Origin of the sequence: uncultured Stenotrophomonas sp. (genome assembly GCF_963519125.1) — a bacterium.
Lineage (GTDB): Bacteria > Pseudomonadota > Gammaproteobacteria > Xanthomonadales > Xanthomonadaceae > Stenotrophomonas.
This window is the reverse complement of record NZ_CAUQLJ010000015.1, coordinates 72074-90073: the sequence shown is the minus strand read 5'-3', so window position 1 is coordinate 90073 and position 18000 is coordinate 72074. Positions and strand designations below refer to the sequence as shown.

Sequence of the window (18000 nt, the reverse complement as noted above, 5' to 3'; positions counted from 1 at the left end):
CGATCAGGTTCAGCACGCCGCAGGTGGCGCCGTCGAAGCCGACGTCGGAGCTGTCATAGCCGATGTCCAGGATCACCTTGCGGGTCACCGCTTCCAGGTCGATCCAGGCGGAGGTGGTGATTTCACCGGCCACGATCGCCACGCCGGTCTTGACCATGGTCTCGCAGGCCACGCGGGCGCGCTGGTCCTGGGCAAGGATCGCGTCCAGCACCGCATCGGAGATCTGGTCGGCAATCTTGTCCGGATGGCCTTCGGAGACCGATTCGGAGGTGAACAGGTAGCTGGACATCAGGCGTAATATCCTTTGATTCGGATGGAAAGATGGGCGCGAATGATACACGGCAAGTCGCGCCATTGCATTGTGGCCCAGCGGGGGTTGCCCGTGGTTAAGCCGGCGTGCCCACCGGCAGGGGCCGCCACAGCGCGATTGGGGCCCAGCGTCGCGGCCCAGTGTTCCACCTGCGTGACAGCCGGGCGGTCCGGTGCGGTGGGCTTTTCGCGGCGCCGGTCATCGGCCTGCCGCCGAATGGTCATCCGGTTGCCGCATGCCGGGCGCAGGCTGCGGGCCATTCAGCCGCCCCGGAGCAAGTGCCATGCACGATCTCGAGCCGCGTCTGCAGTTGCGTGAAGCTGCCTGGTGGGAGGGCGGCACCGCCGTCGATCCGCCCGCCGCTGCGGGCCGCCCGGTCGCAGCGCCGCCGGCGGGAGACGCCCCGTTCCCATGGCGCCGGACCGTGTTCCTGTCCGATGTGCACCTGGGTTCCCGGCACTGCCACGCCGCCGAGCTGGCCATGTTCCTGTCCCGGCTGCGCTGCCAGCGCCTGTACCTGGTGGGCGACATCGTCGACCTGTGGTGGATGTCGCAGCGCCGCGCCAGCTGGGGTGCTGCGCACAGCGGGGTGATCGAGGCGCTGCACGCACTGCGCCGGGCCGGCACAGAGATCGTGTACATCCCGGGCAATCACGACGCGTCGCTGCGCCAGCTGTGCGGGCTGATGCTGCCGGCGATGCGGGTGCGACGCCGGGCGATCCACACCACGGCAGACGGGCGAAGGCTGCTGGTGGTGCACGGCGACGACTACGACGGCGCGACCCACTTCGGCGGGTTGCAGGAGCGCTTCGGCGACTGGCTGTATTACCGCATCCTGACAGGCAACCGGCTGCTCAACGCGGTGCGGGGCCGACTGGGCCTGCGCTACTGGTCGTTGTCGGCGTTCCTGAAGAAGCGCAGCAGCGCGGCCGAAGCCTACATCGAGCGGTTCGTGCAGGCGGGCCTGGCCGATGTGCGCCGGCGAGGGCTGGACGGGATCGTGTGCGGGCACATCCATCGTGCGGCGCTGATCGAGCGGGAGGGGCTGGTGTACGCCAATGATGGGGATTGGGTGGAGAGCCTGACCGCGCTGGCGGAAGACGCGGATGGCAGCCTGCGGTTGATCGATCATGAGGGGCGGATGCTGGTGCAGCTGGTGGGGTCCAGGCGGGTTGCGGCGTGACTGCGGGACACGCCATGCGTGTCCCACGCGGTGCCACCCACGTCCGTAAACCCCGCCGCTCCCGTACCATCGGGCAATGGACTCCTTAAGCCAGATCGTTCTCGGCGGCGCCGTTGCCGCCGCCATCGCCCCCGCCGGCCATCGCCGCGCCGCCTTGTTGGCGGGCGCCGCGCTCGGCACGCTGCCGGACCTGGATGCCCTGGTGTTGGCCTTCACCGCCGCCGACCCGGTGGCGCTGATGACCGAACACCGCAGCTACAGCCATTCGCTGCTGGTCCTGCCCTGGGTGGCCGCGCTGATCTGGTGGTTGTTCAAACGCTTCGGCCACGGCCGGGTGGCGCAGGCACCGGTGCGCTGGTTCTGGGCGATCCTGCTGGCGTTGATCACGCACCCGCTGCTGGACGCGTTCACCGTGTACGGCACGCAGCTGTGGTGGCCGTTCACGCCGCCGCCGACGATGTGGTCGAGTGTGTTCATCATCGATCCGCTGTACACGGTGTGGCTGTTGCTGGGCTGCGCGGTGGCGTGGTTCGCGCGCAGCCGGCCGCTGGCGCAGAAGGCGCTGCTGGCAGGCTTGGTGCTGAGCACGGGTTACCTGGGCTGGTCGCTGCTGGCCAAGCAGCAGGTGGAACGCGAGGCGGACCGTGCGCTGGCGGCGATGGGGCTGGGCAGTGCGCCGCGCTTTTCGGTGGCGACGCCGTTCAACACGCTGCTGTGGCAGGTGGTGGCGATGACGCCGAGTGGCTATGTGATCGGCGAGCGTTCGGTGGTGGCCGATGAAGGCCCCATGACGTTCCGCGGTTACCCGTCGAACGTGCAGGCGTTGCGCCAGGCGGCGCACATTCCGGCGGTGGCGCGCCTGAACTGGTTCAACCGGGGTTTCATGCGCGCGCAGGTGGTCGACGACCGGCTGCAGCTGAGCGATCTGCGCATGGGCCTGGAACCGGACTACACCTTCACCTTCGCGGTGGCACGCACGGAAGGCGAGCGCTGGGTGGCGATCACGCCGGAGCAGCTGCGCCCGGCCTACGAAGGCGAACAGGGCAGGGCGCGCGCGAAGCGCCGCTTCGGGGCGCTGTGGGAACGCATCTGGAAAACGCCCACACCCGACGCGGGCGATTCGGCCGCGACCACTGATGCCGTGGCGCCGCGCCGATAACGATGATGCGGTGCTTCTCCGGTAGGGTCGCATCCCAATCGACCGCCGCGGTAACGCAACGTTCGATTGTGGCCGATTACTGATCGAGGCAACGCCTCAATACACCGTGGCACGCGCCTGCACGAACGAGAAGAAGAACACCGCATTCGGATCGTTCTGCACCAGCGAAAACTCGCGGCGCATGCCATCGACGGTCTCCTGATCCACCAGCCCGGCTTCCAGCAATGGGTCGGCGGCCGACAACAGCAGCTGTTCCCAGAACGCGATCATGGTCTTGCGTCGTGCCGGTTCGCGGTTGTCGAGATGGATGGTCTTGATCTCGGTATGCACGTCGCGGAAGCCGCCGGCGAGCAGCAGGTTGCCGAGCTTGGCGCCGACGAAGGGGTCGCCGCCGTGGTCGTACTGGAAATCGTTGAACGCCATCCAGTAGCGCCAGATGTGCGGGGAATACGGGTCGAGCAGGAACGAGGCGTTCATGACCTCGGTGACGTACACGGGGGAGCCGGGTACGAGCACGCGGCGTACTTCGCTGAGTACGCGGGCGGGGGAGGGAACGTGTTCGAGCACCCAGCAGAGGAAGGCGGAGTCGAATTCGCGGGCGCCGAACGGGAGGTTGCCGGCGTCGCCCTGGAGCAGGCTGTAGCGTTCGCTGCACCAGGGGGTCTTTTCGAGATTCTGGCGGGCGGTGGCGAGCTGGGCGTCGCTGAGGTCGATGCCGGTGACGTGCAGGTCGGGGAAGCGGCGCAGGAGGATTTCGGTCTGGGCGCCGACGCCGCTGCCGACTTCAAGCAGGCGCTGGGCGCCGCTGTAGTCGATGCTGTTGAAAATGGTGGATTCGAGCAGGCGGGCCTGGGTGACGAGGCGGTGCTGTTCGGTGTTGGAGAAGCCGTGGAGGTAGGTGGGGGCGGCAATCGGGGTCATGGCGGTCACATCGATCAGGCGGCGGACGACAGGGGTTCGCCGGCGGCGAGGGCGTTGAAGTAGTCGGTGGTGAGGGCGATCTGGCCGGCGGGGTCTTCGGCGCGGTTGACGACGGCGCGGAAGGCGGCATTCTCGGGGCGGTCCTTGGCGTACCAGCCGAGGTGCTTGCGGGCGATGCGCACGCCCTGGGGTTCGCCGTAGAAGGCATGCAGGGCATGCAGGTGGCCGAGCAGGATGTCGCGCACTTCTTCGATGGTCGGCGGGGGGAGCAGGGTGCCGGTGGCGAGGTAGTGGGCGATTTCGCGGAAAATCCAGGGACGGCCCTGGGCGGCGCGGCCGATCATGACGGCGTCGACGCCGGTCTGGGCGAGGACGTGGGCGGCTTTCTGCGGGGAGTCGATGTCGCCGTTGGCGATGACGGGGATGCGCAGGGCGGCCTTGATGGCGGCGATGGTTTCGTATTCGGCGCTGCCGGTGTAGTGCTGGTCGCGGGTGCGGCCATGCACGGCGAGGGCGGCGATGCCGCTGTCTTCGGCGATGTGGGCGATGCGAGGGCCGTTGCGGTGGTCGCAGTCCCAGCCGGTGCGGATCTTGAGGGTGACGGGAACGTCGACGGCGCCGACGACGGCGCTGAGGATGCGGGCGACGAGGTCTTCGTCGCGCATGAGGGCGGAGCCGGCCCAGGCGTTGCAGACTTTCTTGGCGGGGCAGCCCATGTTGATGTCGATGATCTGGGCGCCGTGGTCGACGTTGTAGCGGGCGGCGTCGGCGAGCTGCTGGGGTTCGGTGCCGGCGATCTGGACGCTGATGGGGTCGGGTTCGCCGGCGTGGTCCATGCGGTGCAGGGACTTGCGGGTGTTCCAGAAGCGGGGATCGGAGATGGTCATTTCAGACGCAGCGAGGCCGGCGCCGAGCTGTTTGCACAGCAGGCGGAACGGTTTGTCGGTGACGCCGGCCATGGGGGCGAGCACGACATTGGGCTGGATGTTGTAGGGACCGATCTGCATGCGGCCATTGTAGTGCCGGCCTCTGGCCGGCAACCACGCGGAGCCTCCCCTGTTCAGGCCAATCAGGAAGCCCCTGATGCCATACCGGCATCAGCAGATGCTTGACGGTTGGTTCCGCCGTCCCCAGTGCATTTGGGATGGTGGGCGGTTCACTTCTGCTGAAAAGCGTAGAGCCAGAGCCAGAGCCAGAGCCAGAGCGTCGGCTCTGCGGGGTCGCCTGGCTGGGCAGGTCGGTATGGGTTTGTGGGGGACGCCGTGAACCCTTCCATGGGGGCTAAGTCGCCGCATCCATGCGGCTCATTCCCCCACAAACCCATACCGACCTACCCTCGAGACCGTATGGGTGACGGTGGGGTAAGCCAGGTCAAAAGCAAAAAAAAAGACCGGCGTTTTGGCCGGTCTTTTTTCTCATTCGAGTTAACTCGTTTTTTTACACATCTGCCGGCGTGAAGTGCGGCATGGCTACTGCCGCGCCTTCCTTTTCCGTGGACTTGCCCGCGAACTGGTTCGCGAAGCGGACGTGGCGGGCGAATGCTGCGTCGGGGTCCTGGGCGAGGGAGGCGACCAGGGCGCCGTTGAAGGCGTCGCCGGCGCCGGTGGTGTCTGCCACCTGGACCTGTTCGGCGCCTACGCGGTAGTAGGGCTGGGTGTCGCCGCGCAGGGTTTCTTCGGCGTGCGAGACGAATACGCCGACGGCGCCGAGGGTGACGACGACGGTACCGTTGCCGACCAGCTTGCGGCACAGGGCGTGCAGGCTGGCGCCGTCGAGGGCGGCGACGTCGTCGGCGTCGATGCGCTCGCCGACATGGCGGCCGAGCAGGGCGGCGAACTCGGTTTCGTTGGGGGTGAGGATGTCGGCGAGCTTGAGCAGGCCGATGCTGGAGGGGGCGTCGGCGGGGGCGGCGTTGAGCACGGTGGTGACGCCGGCGTCGCGGGCGATGGCCAGGGCGGCTTCGATGGTTTCGACCGGGGACTCGAGCTGGGCGAGGACGACCTTGGCGCCGCCGAGCAGGCCGCGCTGCTGTTCGATGTAGGCGGTGCTGAGGGCGGCGTTGGCGCCGGGGCCGATCACGATTGTGTTGCGGCCACGGCTGTCGACGTAGATGCCGCCGGTGCCGGTGGGCTCGGTGCTGGCTTCGGCGCTGAGGGCGAAGCCGTCCTGGTCGGCCAGGCCACGGGCCATGGCGCCGCCGGCGTCGTCGCCGAGGGCGCACAGGAAGGTGGTCGGGGCGCCGGCGCGACGGGCGGCGACGGCCTGGTTGAAGCCCTTGCCACCGGGGCCGGTGCTGTAGCGGCCGGCAATGGTCGCGCCCGGGGCCGGGAGCGACTCGCAACGCCAGACATGATCCACGTTGAAGGAACCGACAACGACGACACTGCTACTCATAAAGTTTGTTTCTCTAAAGCGGATATCAGCTGAAATGCGTCAGCACGCCGGCGATGGTGGCCGTCATGAAGGTGGCGATGGTACCGCCGAGCACGGCGCGCAGGCCGAACTTGGCCAGGTCGTGGCGGCGTTCCGGGGCCAGGCCACCAATACCACCGATCTGGATGGCGATCGAGCTGAAATTGGCGAAGCCGCACAGGGCATAGGTGGCGATCAGGCGGCCTTCGGCCGAGAGCGACACGCCGGGAACCTGGCCGTTGACGATTTCCGAGAGCTTGGAATAGGCGACGAATTCGTTGATGACGACCTTCTGGCCGATCAGCGAGCCCACGGTGGTGGCGTCGGCCCACGGGGTGCCGATCACCCAGGCGATCGGGGCGAGCAGGTAGCCGAAGATGGTGGAGAGGTCGGTCGGGCGGCCGAGCATGGCCTGCAGGCCGGTGATTTCGCCGAACCAGGTCAGCGGGGCGTTGAGCAGGGCGATCAGGGCGATGAAGGCCAGCAGCATGGCGCCGATGTTCAGGGCCAGCTTGAGGCCGTCGCCGGCACCGGCGGCGGCGGCGTCGATGATGTTGCTGGAGGTCTTCTCCACTTCCATCTTGACCGTGCCACGGGTCAGCGGGGTGCCGGTTTCGGGCACCAGCAGCTTGGCCACGACCAGGGTGGCCGGGGCGGCCATGATGCTGGCGGCCAGCAGGTGCTTCGCGTAGAAGGCCTGCTGCACCGGATCGCTGCCGCCGAGCATGCCGACGTAGGCGGCGAGCACGCCGCCGGCGATGTGGGCCATGCCGCCGATCATCATGGTGATCAGTTCGGACTGGGTCATCTTGGCGATGTACGGGCGCACGGTCAGCGGGGCTTCGGTCTGGCCGATGAACACGCTGGCGCATACGCTGGTGGTTTCCGCGCCGGACACGCGCATTACCTTGGTGATCGCCCAGGCCATGCCCTTGACGATCTGCTGCATCACGTTGAGGTGGTACATGACCCCCATCAGCGCGGAGAAGAAGATGATGGTCGGCAGCACCTGGAAGGCGAAGATGAAACCGAACCTGCTGGTGTCCATCAGGCTGCCGAAGATGAAGCCGGAGCCTTCATTGACGTAGCTGAGGATCTTGACGAAGCCCTTGCCCAGCGCGTCGAACACGTCGCGCCCGCCCGGCACCAGGATCACCAGCGCCGCAAAGGCGATCTGCAGGGTGATACCGGTGGCAACCAGCTTCCAGTCAACCGCGCGCTTGTTATTGGAAAACAACCAGGTGATGCCGATCAGCACCGCCAACCCGAACAGGCCGAAGCCGATCCTGCCCAAACCTTCGACCATGTGAGTGACTCCCCTGGGGCGTCGCGAAAAACGGGAAGCCTAGTGCAGGGCAGGGGCCGGGGCAAGAAAAAGCAGCGTGTGCGCGGCCATCGGTGCCGATCAGGCCAGCAACGGCAAGGGCTTGCGGCTGGCGGCGGCAGGTAGAATGGGGTTCGATCCCGGCCCGGATGCGGGCCCGCAGCAGGAGATTCGCATGCAATACCGTCGCCTGGGCTCCACCGGCCTGCCGATTTCCGCCTTGTCCTTCGGCGCCTGGGTGACCTTCGGCGATCAGGTTCCGCGCGATGAGGCCCGCAACCTGGTGGCCGCCGCCTGGGATCATGGCGTCAACTTCTTCGACAACGCCGAGGGCTATGCCAACGGCCGTGCCGAACAGGTCATGGGGGACGTGATCACCGACCTGCGCCTGCCGCGCGACGGCTTCTGCGTGTCCAGCAAGGTGTTCTTCGGCAGCGCCAAGGACCCGCGACCGACCCAGCGCGGACTGTCGCGCAAGCACGTGACCGACGCCTGCCACGCTGCACTCAAGCGCCTGCGGGTGGACTACCTGGACCTTTATTACTGCCACCGCCCGGATCCGGACGCGCCGATCGCCGAGACCGTGCACGCCATGGATACCCTGGTACGGCAGGGCAAGATCCTTTACTGGGGCACCTCGGAGTGGTCGGCGGCGCAGATCCAGCAGGCGCTGGACATCGCCGAGGCGCGCAACCTGCAGGGCCCGTCGATGGAGCAGCCGCAGTACAACCTGCTGCACCGCGAGCGGGTCGAGGTCGAGTACGCGCCGCTGTATGCAGGTGCCGGCCTGGGCACCACCATCTTCTCGCCGCTGGCCTCGGGCCTGCTCACCGGCAAGTACGACCAGGGCATCCCGGCCGATGCACGGCTGGGGCGCGAAGGCATGGAGTGGTTGCAGGACCTGGTGCTGGGGGCCGACGCCGGGGCCCGCCTGGGCCAGGTGCGCCGTTTCAGCGAAGTCGCGCGCGCACTGGGCCACGCCCCGGCCACGCTGGCGATTGCCTGGTGCCTGCGCAACCCGAATGTCTCCAGCGTGATCCTCGGCGCCAGCCGGGTCAGCCAGCTGCTGCAGAACCTGCAGGCACTGGACGTGCTGGAGCAGGTCGACGCCGCCGGCTGGGCCCAGGTCGAAGCCGTCTTCGCCTGACAGCCCTTTGTGGAGTCGAGCCATGCTCGACTCCGCGCGCAGCGCGGGCGTTTCCTGGCGACGGCGCCAAGAGCAGTCGAGCGTGGCTCGACTCTACAAAGGGGTCGCACCAATCTTTTGATTGATGATGTCTATCGAATTTCCGGATTCGATCATTAATCTCATCAATGAAATTGAGAATGGTTGTTGATTGTCAACTGAGAATCATTATCATTTAACTCGTCCCTCGCACGAGTCCAGACAATGAACGCTCAAGCCGCTGTACTGCTGCGCCCCGAAACGCTGACCCTGCGCGACCGCCCGGTCCGTGCCGTCCCGGCCGAAGAAGTGATCGACAGCGAGGCCCTGCTCAAGGGTCGCCGCGAAATCCTGATCCAGCACGGCGACCGCTTCTATCGCCTGCGCCACACCAGCAACGACAAGCTGATCCTCACCAAATAACGGCCCGCCTCCCCCACGGGGTGCGTCCGCGCGGCCGCGCGACGCCCCCTGGCCCGCCGTCCTGCACCGCTCTCTCCCCCTCGGCACGTCGCCTGCGACCTTCGGGTCCCGGCGCCGGTCGGGGGTCTCCTTCCGTGTCCAGCCGACCCTGCCAACCCATGATCCGTCCGACTGCCCTGAGTATTGCCGTCTGCCTCGCGCTGCCTGTTGCCGCGCATGCCGCCGCCCCCGCCAGCCCCGATGCGGGCACCGCCGCGCGTGACTTCGACCGCGTGCAGGTCACCGCCACCCGCACCGAACGTGCGCTCAGCGACGTGGCCGCCACGGTGGATGTGATCGATCGTGAGCAGCTCGACAACCATCTGGTGCGCGACATCAAGGACCTGGTCCGCTACGAGCCGGGCATCTCGGTCACCAGCAGCCCGGCCCGCTTCGGCCTGGGCGGCTTCCGCATCCGCGGCCTGGACGGCAACCGCGTGCTGATCCAGACCGACGGCATCGCCATGCCCAAGGCCTTCAGCATCGGCAGCTTCTCCGACGCCAATCGCAACTTCACCGACCTGGAGACCCTCAAGCGGGTCGAGATCGTGCGCGGCCCGGCCAGTGCGCTGTACGGTTCGGATGCGCTCGGCGGCGTGGTGGCTTTCGTTACCAAGGACCCGGCCGACTACCTGAAGGACGACAAGCACAGCTACGTCGGCCTGAAGTTCGGCTACGACGGCGAGTGGAACGGCCTGCTCGGCAGTGCCACCGCCGCGTTCGGTGGCGAGCGCTGGAGCGGCATGGTCAACGTCAACCATCGCCAGGGCCAGGAAACCGAAAGCATGGGCGAGGTGCGCAGCAATGACCGCACCCGCACCGCCGCCAATCCGCAGGACCGCGATGGCCGCAGCGTGCTCAGCAAGCTGGTGTACGCGCCCAGCGAGGACCAGCGCTTCCGCCTGACCGTGGAAGGCAACGAAGACAGCGTGGACACCGACGTGCTGTCGGCGATCGACCGCACCACCACCACCGGCATGCAGGCGCGCGACCACCAGACGCGCGCGCGGGTGTCGTTCGCGCACGAGATGGACAACCTGGCCGCCGGCTTCGCCGACAGCCTGTCCTGGCAGCTGTACCGGCAGGACAGTGAAACCACCCAGCGCACCGACGAGGCGCGTGCCAACCGCAGCACCCGCCACCGCGAATTCAACTTCGACCAGCGCGTGTACGGCCTGCAGGCCGCCTTCCACAAGGCACTGGAAACCGGCAGCGTGGAGCACGCGCTGACCTACGGCTTCGACGGCACCTGGACCGAAACGCGCCAGAAGCGCGACGGCTACCAGGTACTGGCCAACGGCCAGACCAGCACCACCATCCTGCCCGACGCGTTCCCGGTCCGCGATTTCCCGATCAGCAAGACCACCGAACTGGGCCTGTACGTGCAGGACGAAATGCGCTTCGCTGACGGCCGCCTGTCGCTGGTGCCCGGCGTGCGCGTGGACCACTACGAGCTGCGCCCGGACGTGGACCCGATCTTCGCCGCCGACAACCCCGGCATGGCGGTCTCCGACCTGACCAAGACCAGCGTGTCGCCGAAGCTGGGCATGGTGTGGCGCTTTGCCGACGACTGGTCGCTGTTTGCCGGGTACTCGCACGGCTTCCGCTCGCCGCCGTACAACGACGTCAACCTGGGCTTCACCAACGTGATGTTCGGCTACACCGCCATCCCGAACCCGGACCTGAAGCCGGAAACCAGCGACGGGCTGGAACTGGGCGTTCGCTTCCTGAGCCCGGCTGCGTACGTGAGCGTGAGCGGCTACTACAACGACTACAAGGACTTCATCGAGTCGCAGCGCCAGGTCGGCGTCAACGCGCAGGGCCTGATCGTGTTCCAGTCGCAGAACATCGCCGACGCGGAAATCTACGGTGCCGAACTCAAGGCCGGGGTCGACCTCGGCGAGCTCAGCACGGCGATGGCCGGCTGGTCGTTGAATGGCGCCGTGGCCTGGTCGCGCGGCACCGACAAGACCGCAGACGTGCCGCTGGCATCGATCGATCCGCTGCGCGGCACGCTGGGCGTGGCCTACGACCGTGACAGCTGGGGCGTGGAACTGGCCGGCACCTTCGCCCAGCGCAAGGACCGCATGCCCGTCGCCACCGCGTTCCGCCCGGCCGGCTATGGCGTGCTCGACCTGATGGCGCACTGGGACTTCGCGCCGGGCGCCAAGATCAACGTCGGCGTGTTCAATCTCGGCGACCGCAAGTACATCGACTACTCCGCGATCACCTCCACGCTGGCCACCAACAGCACGGTGATCGACCGCTACACCAACCCTGGCCGGAACGTGTCGGCCAGCCTCGCCGTCAGCTGGTAGCCCATCATGAGCCGAGCCCTTTCCGCACTGCGAACCCCCGACCGGTACCTGCGCCCTGGCCAGCTGCCTTCCCCGGAACAGCTGGCGGCACTGGGCACGGTGCTGTGCCTGTACCGTCCCGAGAGCAGCGAGCTGGGCGGCTGGAAACACGCCGTTTCCGCCCACGCCTGCCAGGGCATGGACAGCGAAGGCATCCGCGAAAGCCTGTGCTTCGCCGATGCCCGCGGCCGCTGCTGCTGGCGGCTGTATCTCCTGCCCGACAGCGACTTCCTCGCCTGGGACCGGCTGGTGTCCGCCTTCCCGGCGCGACCGGAGCCGGCCAACGACGGCGGCGTGGCCGAGCGCCTGTGGCGGCGCCTGGCCACCCGGCTGGGCGGCGAGCCTTGGCGGATGTGCGCGCTGCGCCTGCATGCCGGCGATGCCCAGGGCATTGCCGCAAGCGTGGCCGCGCTGTCGGCACTCGGTGCCACCGCCGCGCGCCGCATCGCGCGGGTCGAGGGCGCCGACGGCGAGCTGTGGGTCGACGATTCCAACGTGGTACCGCTTGTCCACCTTTCTTCCCTCCGACATTCCTGAAGAGACCTGCGTAGATGAAACTCCAGACAGCCAGCGCGTGGCTGCTGCTTGCCAGCAGCGGTATCGCCCACGCCCAGCCCTCCGACCTGCAGCGCGACCACGCCAGCATCCTGGCGATGAAGGGCGAATACATCGTTGATTTCGCCTTCGACGAAACCGTGCTGCTCAAGCCCGGCTACGAACGCGCGCCGGCCGTGCGCAGCGGTGGCAACGAAGTGGTGATCGTGGTCGAAGACACGCCGAAGCGGATCGTGCTGCAGCACCTGCTGGTGGACGGCAAGAGCGGCCATGTGACCAAGCACTGGCGCCAGGACTGGGTGTATGAAGCGCCGAGCCGCTTCGAATTCAGCGCCGACCAGACCTGGCACGTGCGCACCATCGATCCGGCCGTGAATGCGGGTGCGTGGACCCAGTGCGTGTACGAGGTGAGCGATGCGCCGCGTTACTGCGGTACCGGCAAATGGGACTACAGCAACAACGTCGCCACCTGGACCAGCGACCTCAGCTGGCGCCCGCTGCCGCGCCGCGAATACACCCGTCGCAGCGACTACAACGCGCTGGCCGTGGTCAACCGCCACACGCTGACCCCGAATGGCTGGACCCACGAGCAGTTCAACACCAAGATCCTGCGCGGCGCCGACGGCAGCCAGCAGGAGATCGCGCGCGAGTTCGGTTTCAACGACTACAACCGCACCACCGAGGTGGACTTCAAGCCGGCCTACGACTACTGGACCGCCACCGCCGACTACTGGGGCAAGGTCCGCGCGCGCTGGAACGGCTTCCTCGGCCAGGCGCCGGGCGTGCATCTGAAGACCAAGCTGGACGGCATGGCGATGATCATCCCGCTGTTCACCCAGGCCCAGGACCTGCAGGACGGCAAGCAGGTAAAGGACGCGCAGATCGACGCGGTGTTCAAGCAGTGGGTTGAAAAGGCGCCGGCCGACACCGCGCGCTGAGCCGCTGGTGGGATGATCGATTCCTGGAGGTTTTTCCTCCAGCACAGGCAGCTACTGGCAGGACCTGCATAGAGAGGTCCTGCCTGCCATGCACTTCCCGAACCTGCTTACTGCCGTGGTCGGCGTCGCCGCCGCGTTCCAGGGCGCGCGCGCCGCGCCTGCTGCCGCTGTCCAGGGCATTCCCCTCCCGCTCGACGGGATCTGCAACGGCACGCTGCCGTCCGCGCTCGGCGCGAGCCTGGCGCGCAACTATGCGGCGTGCGGGCAACGCATCCAGGAAAACCCCCGCTTGTTCGGCGGGCTGGGACCCAGCGAGGGCGAGGCCCTGTGCATCGCGCAGGCCGGGCTGGATACCGGCTTCGGGTATGCGCTGCGCGGACGGCCCAGCGAGATTCCGGTGATCCGGGAGGGCCTGCACCGCCTGGCCCGCAGCCGGACCGGCAATCCGTTGCCGGCGCCCACCACCGCAGGCCGCTCGCTCGACGATCTGCGCCACATCAACTTCCAGGACTACCGGCACAGCGCATCCACCCGCCATGCGGCGAATCTTGAACGCCAGGTGGAGGTGTTGCGCGCGCATATCGCGCCGCATCATCGGGGTTCGCTTGCGGACGCTCGCCGCGCGGCGGCGGCACCAGCATGTCGCCGGGCGTGGCGGCGCGAGCTGCCCAACTGGGTCCGCGCGGAGATTGCCGAACGCAGCACGCTGGTGACCATGCGCGAGGTCGGCAGGCCCGAATCGATCAGCCGCGGGCAGGCCGATGTACTGCGCGCGGAGCTGGCGCAGATGCGCTTCGGCCACAACGCAATGAAACGGCGCATGCGGGAGGACGCGCTGGTGGCGTTGGTCGGCTCAACCGACCCAGCGGAATGACGGCGCGGCCGTCATTCCTTGAACATCAGGAACGCGGCCACCACGATCAGCCCGAACGCCGCGTAGTGGTTCCACTTCAACGGCTGGTCCAGGTAGAACGCGGAAAACACCGCGAACACCACCAGCGTGATCACTTCCTGCATGCCCTTCAGCTGCGGGGCCGAATACACCGCACTGCCCAGCCGGTTGCCCGGCACCTGCAGGCAGTACTCGAAGAAGGCGATGCCCCAGCTGACCAGGATCACCGTCATCAACGGCGCGCTCTTGTACTTGAGATGCCCGTACCAGGCGAAGGTCATGAAGATGTTGCTGCCCAGCAGCAGCAACACGGGATACAGGTAGGAAGCGAACGACGGGCCGGGCATCGCGGAGAACCTCATGGCAGGGGCGGGCAGCATACCGATGCCCGGCCCCCGACGGTGTGGATGACCGTGATCAGGCCTCGCGCAACGCCAGCGCCGGTGGCGTATGCAGGATCCGCCGCGTGCCCCACCACCCGGCCAGCATGCTCAGTGCCACGCCCAGCGCGCCCCCGAGCAGCAGCGGGCCCCACGGCGGGCTGAGCTGCAGCTCGAACACCTGGCGGGCGACCACGCTGCCCAGCAGCGCGGCGGCACCTACCGCCAGCAGCGAAGACAGCAGCCCCAGCGCCCCGAACTCCACCAGCACCGCCCCGCGCAGCTGTGCGCGGGTGGCACCCAACGTGCGCAGCACCGCGCTGTCGTAGCGACGCTCGCCGGCGGTGGCCTGCAGTGCCGCCAGCAGCACCAGCACTCCGGCCAGCAGGCTGAAGCCCATCACCAGCTGCACCGCCTGGGTGACCCGGTCGACCACCTCGCGCACCCGCTGCAGGATGCTGTCAATGTCCAGCAGCGAGATGTTGGGGTAGTCGCGGGTCAGCCCGGCCAGCGCCGGGGCCTGCGCGCGCGGCAGGTGGAAGGCGGTGATCAGGTTGTACGGCGCATCGCCGACCGCGCCTTCGTTGAGCAGCAGGAAGAAATTGACCCGGAACGAATCCCAGTCGGCCTTGCGGATGCTGGTCACGGTGAAGCGACGCTCCTGTTCGCCCATCTGCAGGGTCACCGTGTCGCCCAGCTTCATGCCATAGCGCTCGGCCCAGCCTTCCTCGATCGACGCTTCGGCTGCCGTGCTGCCGGCCGTCCAATACGTGCCGGAAAGCAGCGTATTGGCGGGCGGGAAGTCGTGCCGCCAGGAGAAGTTGACCGGGCGGTTGGCGTCATCGTCATCGTTGCTGTTGTCTTCGCGCGCCTGCCGTTGTGGGGCCTTGTCGTTCACCGCCAGCAGCCGGCCGGTACTGAACGGTTCGATCCCGGGCGACTGCACACCGAGTGCGCCGAGTGCGTCCAGCACCGCCTGGCGCTGTTCGGGCTGGATGTTCATCAGGAAATAGTTCGGCGTGTCGCTGGGCAGGCGGTCGCGCCACTGCGCCAGCAGGCCCGGGCCGATCACCGAGAGCAGCAGCAGGGCGCACAGCGACAACGACAGCCCCACCAGCTGCATTACCGCCAGCCCGCGGCGTCGGGTGAGCGCGGCCAGGCCCAGCTTCCAGCGCCCGCGCAGGCGCGGCTGCAGGCCGCGCAGCAGCCACAGCAGCGCCGCGCCGGCGGCCCCGGCCAGCAGTGCCAACGCGGCCAGCCCGCCCAGTACCCAGGCCGCCAGCCGCACATCGCCGGTGGCCTGCACGGTCAGCGCCACCGTCGCCGCCAGCGCGGCCGCGTAGACCAGCAGCGAGCTGGGCGGCATGGTGGCAAAGCTGCGGTTGAGCACGCGCATCGGCGGCACCTTGCGCAGCCGCAGCAGCGGCGGCAGGCCGAAGCCCAGCAGCAGCACCAGCCCGATCCCGGCGCCGGTCAGCGCCGGCGTGGCCTGCGGCAACGGCAGCCGGCCCGGAATCAAGCCGCCCAGCGCCTGCACCAGCCCAGCCTGCGCGGCCATGCCGAGTCCAACCCCGACCAGGCAGGCCGGAATCGCCAGCAGCACCAGCTGCAGCGCCATCGCGCTGAGGATGTCGCGCTGGCGCGCGCCCAGGCAGCGCAGCACCGCCACCTGGTCGATCCGGCGCAGGGCGAAGCGGTTGGCCGCCAGCGCGGTGGCCACGCCGGCCAGCAGCACCGCCAGCAGCGCGGCCAGCGACAGGAAGCGGCCAGCCAGGTCGAACGCACCGCGCACGCCGCGCTGGGCGTCGGCGATGCCGACGATGCGCAGGCCCTTGGCGCGCGGTTGCAGCCAGCTGCGGAAGTCGGCGATCGCCGCCGTGTCGCCGGCGAACATCATCCGGTACGACGCCCGGCTGCCCGGCCCGAGCAGGCCGGCGCGGTCGACGTCGACACGATTGACCAGCAGCGGCGGGGAGAGCTGCATCAGCTCACCAGAGGTGTCCGGTTCGGCCTGAAGGATGCGGGTCACGGTCAGCGTGCCGGCACCGAACTCCAGCGCATCGCCCACCTTCAGTCCCAACGCCTGCATCAGGCGTGGGTCCGCATAGGCTTCGCCGGCGGCCGGGGTCCCGGCCACTTCATCGGGGCCGCCGGGCGCGCGGCTCACGCGCAGCTCGCCACGCAGCGGATACCCGTCGCTGACCGCCTTGATGTTGGCCATCTGGCTGTCATCGCCATGGAACAGCACGCTGGGGAAGCTGACCATGCGCGTGCTGGCCAGCCCACGCGTGCGCGCCTCATCCGCGAACGCCTGCGGAACGTCCTCGCGCCCGCCCAGGCCGAGGTCGCCGCCGAGCATTTCCGCCGCGCTGCTGGTCAGGGCCAGGGTGACCCGGTTGACCAGGGTGCCCACCGCCGTCATCACCGCCACGCCCAGCACCAGCGCGGCGAACACGGTCAGCAGGTCGCCGGCGAGGAACTCGCGGCGCAACGCGCGCGCGGCATGCCGGACCACGTTCATGCGCGGACGCCGGCGGCGTCGACCAGGCGGCCGCCGTCGAGCTGGTAGATGCGCTCGCAGCGCTGGGCCAGGCGCAGGTCGTGGGTGACCAGCACCAGGGTCGTGTCGCTGGTCGCATTGAGCGCGAACAGCAGATCGCTGATCTGCTGGCCGGTGGCCTGGTCCAGGCTGCCGGTAGGTTCGTCGGCGAACAGGATCCGCGGCCGCGCCACGAACGCGCGCGCCAGCGCCACGCGCTGCTGCTCGCCACCGGACAGCTGTCGCGGGTAATGCCGCGCGCGATGGCTGAGCCCTACCTGTTCCAGCACCTCGCGCACCCGACCCGCGTCCTCGCGCCCGGCCAGTTCCAGCGGCAGCGCGATGTTCTCTTCAGCGGTCAGTGCCGGCAGCAGGTGGAAGCTCTGGAAGACGAAGCCGACCTCGCGTGCGCGCAGCTGCGCGCGCGCTTCCTCGTCCAGCGTGCCCAGGCGCGACCCGGCCAGGTCGATCTCGCCGCGGCTGGGCAGGTCCAGTCCGGCCAGCAGGCCGAGCAGGGTGGTCTTGCCCGATCCGGACGCGCCGACGATCGCCACGCTCTCGCCTTCATGTACCGTCATGTCGATGTTGTCCAGTATGTGGACTTCACCCTCCGGGCCACGGGCGGACTTGCCCACGTTGTGGGCGGCGATGGCGACGGACGCGCTGCGGGGGGACAGGCTGTCGATGAGGATTCTCCAATGTACCGAGCAAGGATGGGCCATGCGGCCCGGATGATGATGTGGCTGCTGGCAGGATTGCTGCTGATGCCTGCGCTGGCGTGTGCCAAAGGTGCCGATACCCGGCACGCGGTGCTGGTGGTCGGCGACAGCCTCAGTGCAGCCCACAATATCCCGGCCGCCTCCGGCTGGGTGAACCTGCTTCAACAGCGGGTCAACAAGCAGATCACACCGCCGCCGACGATTGTCAACGCCAGCATCAGCGGCGAGACCACCGCCGGTGCGCTGACCCGGCTGCCGGCGCTGCTGGAAAAGCACCGGCCGTCGGTGGTGGTGATCGAACTGGGCGGCAACGACGCCCTGCGCGGGCTGACCCCGGCGCAGCTCCGCGGCAACCTGGAAAAGATGATCGTGGCCAGTCAGAAGGCGGGGGCCCGCGTGCTGCTGCTCGGCATCGACGTGCCACCCAATTACGGCCCCGCCTACCGGGATCGGCTGCGCCAGGCCTATGCAGGGCTGGCCAGCCAGTACAAGGTGCCCTTGCTGCCGTTCCTGCTTGAAGGAGTGGCGCTGAAGCCCGGGCGGATGCAGTCCGACGGCCTCCACCCCACTGCCGCTGCGCAACCGCAGGTGCTGGACAACGTCTGGCCGCTGCTCAAACCCCTGCTGAAAGCCCCTGCGTCGTAACCTGTGAGCGGCTTCACATCGCGTCCACCGTCGATCCGG

At 68.3% G+C, this 18000-nt stretch carries 17 protein-coding genes; 9 read left to right on the top strand and 8 right to left on the bottom strand.

What is annotated here, in order from left to right; genetic code table 11:
• A partial coding sequence (locus tag RYM47_RS14060; protein WP_315388680.1) for an S-adenosylmethionine synthetase N-terminal domain-containing protein occupies nt 1-289 on the bottom strand: 289 nt, incomplete at its 3' end.
• A 304-nt stretch (nt 290-593) separates the two neighbouring features.
• Here RYM47_RS14060 and RYM47_RS14055 point away from each other — a divergent pair.
• Both RYM47_RS14055 and RYM47_RS14050 read left to right on the top strand, forming a co-directional pair.
• Nucleotides 594-1493, top strand: a complete 900-nt coding sequence (locus RYM47_RS14055) for a UDP-2,3-diacylglucosamine diphosphatase (RefSeq protein WP_315388679.1) — start codon at nt 594-596, stop codon at nt 1491-1493.
• Nucleotides 1494-1569: 76 nt separating this feature from the next.
• Nucleotides 1570-2652, top strand: coding sequence for a metal-dependent hydrolase (locus RYM47_RS14050; protein ID WP_315388678.1), 1083 nt, complete (start codon nt 1570-1572; stop codon nt 2650-2652).
• 96 nt (nt 2653-2748) lie between these two features.
• On the opposite strand, the gene RYM47_RS14045 is transcribed toward RYM47_RS14050, so the two are convergent.
• The 4 genes from RYM47_RS14045 to RYM47_RS14030 all read right to left on the bottom strand — a co-directional run bounded on the left by RYM47_RS14045 (nt 2749) and on the right by RYM47_RS14030 (nt 7291).
• Nucleotides 2749-3573 (bottom strand): methyltransferase domain-containing protein, encoded by an 825-nt coding sequence (locus RYM47_RS14045; RefSeq protein ID WP_070208729.1) that lies wholly within the window; start codon nt 3571-3573, stop codon nt 2749-2751.
• A 14-nt stretch (nt 3574-3587) separates the two neighbouring features.
• Nucleotides 3588-4580 (bottom strand): tRNA dihydrouridine synthase DusB, encoded by a 993-nt coding sequence (gene dusB, locus RYM47_RS14040; RefSeq protein ID WP_315388677.1) that lies wholly within the window; start codon nt 4578-4580, stop codon nt 3588-3590.
• 430 nt (nt 4581-5010) lie between these two features.
• On the bottom strand, nt 5011-5967 hold the full coding sequence (locus RYM47_RS14035; protein ID WP_315388676.1) for a ribokinase: 957 nt from the start codon (nt 5965-5967) through the stop codon (nt 5011-5013).
• A 25-nt stretch (nt 5968-5992) separates the two neighbouring features.
• Nucleotides 5993-7291, bottom strand: a complete 1299-nt coding sequence (locus RYM47_RS14030) for a nucleoside transporter C-terminal domain-containing protein (RefSeq protein ID WP_315388675.1) — start codon at nt 7289-7291, stop codon at nt 5993-5995.
• A gap of 193 nt (nt 7292-7484) precedes the next feature.
• Between RYM47_RS14030 and RYM47_RS14025 the strand changes: the two genes are divergently transcribed.
• From RYM47_RS14025 to RYM47_RS14000, 6 genes are all read left to right on the top strand, one after another.
• Nucleotides 7485-8456: an aldo/keto reductase gene (locus tag RYM47_RS14025; protein WP_032129941.1), complete on the top strand. Its 972-nt coding sequence runs from the start codon at nt 7485-7487 to the stop codon at nt 8454-8456.
• A gap of 243 nt (nt 8457-8699) precedes the next feature.
• Nucleotides 8700-8897: a hemin uptake protein HemP gene (locus tag RYM47_RS14020; protein ID WP_315388674.1), complete on the top strand. Its 198-nt coding sequence runs from the start codon at nt 8700-8702 to the stop codon at nt 8895-8897.
• 158 nt (nt 8898-9055) lie between these two features.
• Nucleotides 9056-11254 carry a TonB-dependent hemoglobin/transferrin/lactoferrin family receptor gene (locus RYM47_RS14015; RefSeq protein ID WP_315388673.1) on the top strand — a complete coding sequence of 733 codons (2199 nt, stop codon included), beginning with the start codon at nt 9056-9058 and terminating at the stop codon, nt 11252-11254.
• Nucleotides 11255-11260: 6 nt separating this feature from the next.
• Nucleotides 11261-11830, top strand: a complete 570-nt coding sequence (locus RYM47_RS14010; RefSeq protein ID WP_315388672.1) for a Hemin transport protein — start codon at nt 11261-11263, stop codon at nt 11828-11830.
• A 14-nt stretch (nt 11831-11844) separates the two neighbouring features.
• The gene (locus RYM47_RS14005) at nt 11845-12786 is read left to right on the top strand and encodes a DUF6607 family protein (RefSeq protein ID WP_315388671.1); all 942 of its coding nucleotides are present in this window, start codon (nt 11845-11847) and stop codon (nt 12784-12786) included.
• A 115-nt stretch (nt 12787-12901) separates the two neighbouring features.
• Nucleotides 12902-13660, top strand: coding sequence for a hypothetical protein (locus tag RYM47_RS14000; protein ID WP_315388670.1), 759 nt, complete (start codon nt 12902-12904; stop codon nt 13658-13660).
• A gap of 11 nt (nt 13661-13671) precedes the next feature.
• Here the strand turns inward: RYM47_RS14000 and RYM47_RS13995 are convergent, their stop codons facing one another.
• From RYM47_RS13995 to RYM47_RS13985, 3 genes are all read right to left on the bottom strand, one after another.
• Nucleotides 13672-14025, bottom strand: coding sequence for a DMT family protein (locus tag RYM47_RS13995; RefSeq protein ID WP_315388684.1), 354 nt, complete (start codon nt 14023-14025; stop codon nt 13672-13674).
• A 70-nt stretch (nt 14026-14095) separates the two neighbouring features.
• On the bottom strand, nt 14096-16579 hold the full coding sequence (locus RYM47_RS13990) for an FtsX-like permease family protein (RefSeq protein WP_315388669.1): 2484 nt from the start codon (nt 16577-16579) through the stop codon (nt 14096-14098).
• Nucleotides 16576-17175, bottom strand: coding sequence for an ATP-binding cassette domain-containing protein (locus RYM47_RS13985; RefSeq protein ID WP_315388683.1), 600 nt, complete (start codon nt 17173-17175; stop codon nt 16576-16578). The genes RYM47_RS13990 and RYM47_RS13985 overlap by 4 nt, the downstream gene beginning before the upstream one ends.
• Before the next feature lie 120 nt (nt 17176-17295).
• Between RYM47_RS13985 and RYM47_RS13980 the strand changes: the two genes are divergently transcribed.
• Complete coding sequence (locus tag RYM47_RS13980; RefSeq protein WP_315388668.1) at nt 17296-17961, top strand: arylesterase; 666 nt, start codon at nt 17296-17298, stop codon at nt 17959-17961.
• Nucleotides 17962-18000 lie beyond the last annotated feature (39 nt).

Coding starts and splice junctions, on each gene's coding strand:
- RYM47_RS14055 (WP_315388679.1), top strand. CDS start 594: ATGCACGATCTCGAGCCGCGTCTGCAGTTGCGTGAAGCTGCCTGGTGG.
- RYM47_RS14050 (WP_315388678.1), top strand. CDS start 1,570: ATGGACTCCTTAAGCCAGATCGTTCTCGGCGGCGCCGTTGCCGCCGCC.
- RYM47_RS14045 (WP_070208729.1), bottom strand. CDS start 3,573: ATGACCCCGATTGCCGCCCCCACCTACCTCCACGGCTTCTCCAACACC.
- dusB (WP_315388677.1), bottom strand. CDS start 4,580: ATGCAGATCGGTCCCTACAACATCCAGCCCAATGTCGTGCTCGCCCCC.
- RYM47_RS14035 (WP_315388676.1), bottom strand. CDS start 5,967: ATGAGTAGCAGTGTCGTCGTTGTCGGTTCCTTCAACGTGGATCATGTC.
- RYM47_RS14030 (WP_315388675.1), bottom strand. CDS start 7,291: ATGGTCGAAGGTTTGGGCAGGATCGGCTTCGGCCTGTTCGGGTTGGCG.
- RYM47_RS14025 (WP_032129941.1), top strand. CDS start 7,485: ATGCAATACCGTCGCCTGGGCTCCACCGGCCTGCCGATTTCCGCCTTG.
- RYM47_RS14020 (WP_315388674.1), top strand. CDS start 8,700: ATGAACGCTCAAGCCGCTGTACTGCTGCGCCCCGAAACGCTGACCCTG.
- RYM47_RS14015 (WP_315388673.1), top strand. CDS start 9,056: ATGATCCGTCCGACTGCCCTGAGTATTGCCGTCTGCCTCGCGCTGCCT.
- RYM47_RS14010 (WP_315388672.1), top strand. CDS start 11,261: ATGAGCCGAGCCCTTTCCGCACTGCGAACCCCCGACCGGTACCTGCGC.
- RYM47_RS14005 (WP_315388671.1), top strand. CDS start 11,845: ATGAAACTCCAGACAGCCAGCGCGTGGCTGCTGCTTGCCAGCAGCGGT.
- RYM47_RS13995 (WP_315388684.1), bottom strand. CDS start 14,025: ATGCCCGGCCCGTCGTTCGCTTCCTACCTGTATCCCGTGTTGCTGCTG.
- RYM47_RS13990 (WP_315388669.1), bottom strand. CDS start 16,579: ATGAACGTGGTCCGGCATGCCGCGCGCGCGTTGCGCCGCGAGTTCCTC.
- RYM47_RS13985 (WP_315388683.1), bottom strand. CDS start 17,175: ATGACGGTACATGAAGGCGAGAGCGTGGCGATCGTCGGCGCGTCCGGA.
- RYM47_RS13980 (WP_315388668.1), top strand. CDS start 17,296: ATGTACCGAGCAAGGATGGGCCATGCGGCCCGGATGATGATGTGGCTG.